The sequence below is a fragment of the Candidatus Chloroploca sp. Khr17 genome (assembly GCF_004138165.1).
Taxonomy (GTDB): domain Bacteria; phylum Chloroflexota; class Chloroflexia; order Chloroflexales; family Chloroflexaceae; genus Chloroploca.
Window position 1 is genome coordinate 1 of the sequence record NZ_RYFF01000121.1, and the last position, 3,760, is coordinate 3,760.

Here is a 3,760-nt window from a genome sequence, read left to right on the forward strand (position 1 = left end):
AGGTCATCAAGCGAGAAGGGCGTCAGGTCGACGTCATCTTCGGCAGCGGCAGCGGGGGCGGCCTCTTCCGCAGGGACAGCGGCTTCGAGTTGCGCGATCTCGTCCGCGCTGAGGCCGAGGTCATCGAGCGAGAAGGGCGTCAGGTCGACGTCGTCCTCGGCAGCGGGGGCGGCCTCTTCCGCAGGGACAGCGGCTTCGAGTTGCGCGAGCTCGTCCGCGCTGAGGCCAAGGTCATCAAGCGAGAAGGGCGTCAGGTCGACGTCATCTTCGGCAGCGGCAGCGGGGGCGGCCTCTTCCGCAGGGACAGCGGCTTCGAGTTGCGCGATCTCGTCCGCGCTGAGGCCGAGGTCATCGAGCGAGAAGGGCGTCAGGTCGACGTCGTCCTCGGCAGCGGGAGCGGCATACTCCACAGGAGCAACGTCTTCAGTAAACGCAAAAGCGGATGTGGAAGGCTCAACATCAGAAGGAGCAAGAGACTCAGCCAGAGGAGGTTGCTCATCAAAACTAAACGGCGTCACCCCACTCGCTTCAGCGAAAGCCGTCTCCTCTGCAGAGCCAGCGTCCATCGCCAGGAGACTCGCGAGGAAATCATCTTCATCATCAAAATCGCTGACAGGAGGGGATGGAGGCAGTTCAGGTAGCACCTCCTCAGCGGTCACGGTCGGCTCTACTGGGGGAGCGGCTTGTGCGAAGACAGCGTCTGGTTCTTCCGCGAGAGGGAGGGCATCGGGCGGCTCATCGGCCTGGGCACGTCGAGCCAGCCAAGCAGCCTCGTCCCATGCGGGGACGACAAGTTCTGAACCAACGATACCAGGCATCGTATCAAAGAGCGCATGGGCGACCAGTTCATAGGGGTCGAGGGCCTGGGCATGACGCCAATAGGCTTCACCGGCGGGATCGCCACCAGCGAGGAGGATATAACCAAGGAGCAGATTCGCCTTGAGCACCTCGGGGCGCCGGGCGAGGATCTGCTCACACAACTCGACAACAGCCTCTTCCTGCCCATCGCGCCAGAGAGCCTCAGCGAGGCCAACGCGGGCATCGAAGCGATCGGGATGCTCCTCAATCACGCCACGGAACTCTTGAATAGCCTGAGGAAGCATATGGCCCTTGGCATAGAGGCGTGCGAGGCCGGGGCGGCTCAAGCGGAGGGTTGCGCCCTCGGCACCCCAGAGATCGGTATAGAGGCGAAGCAATTGCCCGCGCAATTCGGGCATATCGGGCCGAATCTCGAGGGCCTGTTCAAATTCAGCGACCGCGTGTTCAAGGTTCCCCTGGCGTTCAAACGTAATCCCGAGGCCAACGTGAGCGGGAATGCTTTCAGGATCAACAAAGAGCACGCGGCTAAAGGCAGCCTCGGCCTGATCGAACTGCCGTCCAGCGAGATAGGCCTCACCAAGAACCCGGTGAGCTTCAAGATTTTCAGGAAAGTGGTCAAGGATCTGCTGAGCCACACCAATCGCCTGATCGACCTGATTGGCCTCAAGATAGTTGCGGGCCTGATCATATGCGGCTTGCAGGCTCATCGTAGCCATGCGAACGCCTCCTGCTATACTTTGCAGAGCGGTGGGGGAGGAAACATCCTGAAGGTGAGCAGGGTACAACACCAGCTATCAGCATACTACCCCGCCTTTGATGCGTAAAGTATATGCTGAATACAAGGCTGATGTCAAGGGGAAGCGAGCGTACGCCAAAAGACAGCGGCCATGAAGATCCGACCGAGGGATGTGAGCAGAAAGAGGAACGCGAGTCCGGTTACGGTAACCATTCCAAGGCTGAGATGGATCTGGGCAAACCAGAGAGCGAGGCTTCCCCCGATGAGGCCAGCGATCAAGGTTCCGAAGCCAGTCACGGCCCCATAGCCCGCGATCGCGGAACCGCGATGGGCGGCGGGAGCGCGTTCCATCAAGACATTGGCGAGCCCCTGGGTCAGGCCGGGCCAGAAGACACCTGTGAAGATCGCGGCGAGCCAGATTGGGAAGAGATTCGTAGGGGTGGCGACGACCCAGGCCAGGGGCAGGGGCACCGTCCCGAGCATACACCCGACGAGCACCAACCGCGAGCCGACGGTATCCTGCAGTCGTCCAACCAGCGGATTAAAGATGAGCGAGACCGCACTGGTGACAATCACCGTGAGGCTCAGGGTAGAAAAACTGATGCCAAGGACGGTCAAGCCATAGGCAAAGAAAAAGGGCGAGGCAATGCCAGTCACGAGTGCCCAGCCGACATTAGCCATCACAAACGAGCGAAACGGACGTTCCTGAAAGGGGGCACTGAACATCTTGGTGAGGCGCATGCGAGGTTTAGGTTGCACTGGTGGTTCAGCCTGGCGATGGATCAGCAGTGCTGCGCCGATGGCTGCAAGCACAGCAACCGCAAAAATAAAGGCATAGCCTGTTGCTTCGCGGCCTTGAAGGCGAAAATGGTCAATCGTCAGGCCAGCCAGGAACGTGGTGATCATGGCCGACAGCGTCGCAACGGTATTGCGGATCCCAAAGTAACTCCCACGGCGACGTGGGGGCACAAGATCGCTCATCCAGCTAAGCCAGGCATTGCCGGCGATGCCATTGGCGGCATAGGAACAGGCCAGCAAGGCAAAAAAGGTCAACAAGCGTGTATCTTCGGTCAGCGCGAGGAAAGGCAAGGTCAGGAGCGCGGCCCAGATCAAACGACCGACGAGGGTACCGGTCAGCACAAGGCGGCGCCGATGACCAAAACGATCTTCAAGGTAGGCCGCGACAAACTGGGTCAACTGCCCAATGAACGGTAGTGCACCGAGCATCCCGATGTGCAAGCTATTGGCACCGAGCAACACGGCAAACCCGGTCAAAAAGACACTGCCACCGATGGCCCCGGTGATGGCAAGGTGGACATTGGCGACCGCGCCTTCAATGGTTGAAAGGCGCAAGGCTTGCCGTACTTCGGCCTGAGTGAGGCTCGAGGGTGGGGGAACTGACTCAACGCTCACGCGAGCCTGTTGAGGCTCAGAAGGGGCCGCAGCGAGATTGTCGTGCGGCATCGCTGCCTGATCCACCCGATGCAGGGGTGGCAGTTCGGTTGGCGCATCCATCAACGGGGGCAAGGCAACCGAAGGAACGATCGATGGCTCGTCGGTGAGGAAATCAGCCTGAAGTGCTGGCTCAACATTGAGGGCATCAGAGGGAAGCTGAGCGGGACAAGATCCCGTGGCAAGCGCGCTCATAGGTACATATCTCCGAATCGAATGACAGTTACTGGTGTGTCAACGAAGTTTTCTGATAGCACCGCCGGCCACGAATAACACTCACGAATATACGAATAGGGGCGGTGCGGTATTCGTTTCTTCTTGGCCCCATTCGTGGTCGGCGAACGACCCCAGAAAACTTCGTTGACGCACCCCTCATTGCGCTGAGAAGTAAGGTTTCTGACATGGGCGCAGCCATATCCTGCTGAGTATCAAATGGCTCACGGGCCAGTGGTGCCGAGATAACATCTAGGGATGTTATCAGGAGCAGAGCGAAGCATCGCTGCCGTAGGGATGCCCGAGCCCCGTCGCTGCGCTGCGCTCCTCAGAAACAAAACCCGCATGAGAACTCACAGGACGTGAAGACCTGGGAGGTCTGACGGGCTTTCAATGGCACATGGCATGAAGCCATCTCTTCTATGGTAATACTTGGGCGAGCGGTGTCAACTGTCTAAAGACTGAGACCGATACACATTAGGGACTACGCAGTGGCATCAGGACGCGCCCCGTCACCAGGGCGCTTCGTTATTTCGGCCT

Annotated in this window: 2 protein-coding genes; both read right to left on the bottom strand. The window is 59.4% G+C overall.

Annotated features, from left to right (window positions below):
- Positions 1 to 1,535: lipopolysaccharide assembly protein LapB (locus EKD05_RS25140; RefSeq protein ID WP_129678358.1), on the bottom strand; the 1,535-nt coding region annotated here is incomplete at its 3' end.
- A gap of 134 nt (positions 1,536 to 1,669) precedes the next feature.
- Positions 1,670 to 3,202, bottom strand: a complete 1,533-nt coding sequence (locus EKD05_RS25145; protein ID WP_129678360.1) for an MFS transporter — start codon at positions 3,200 to 3,202, stop codon at positions 1,670 to 1,672.
- Positions 3,203 to 3,760 lie beyond the last annotated feature (558 nt).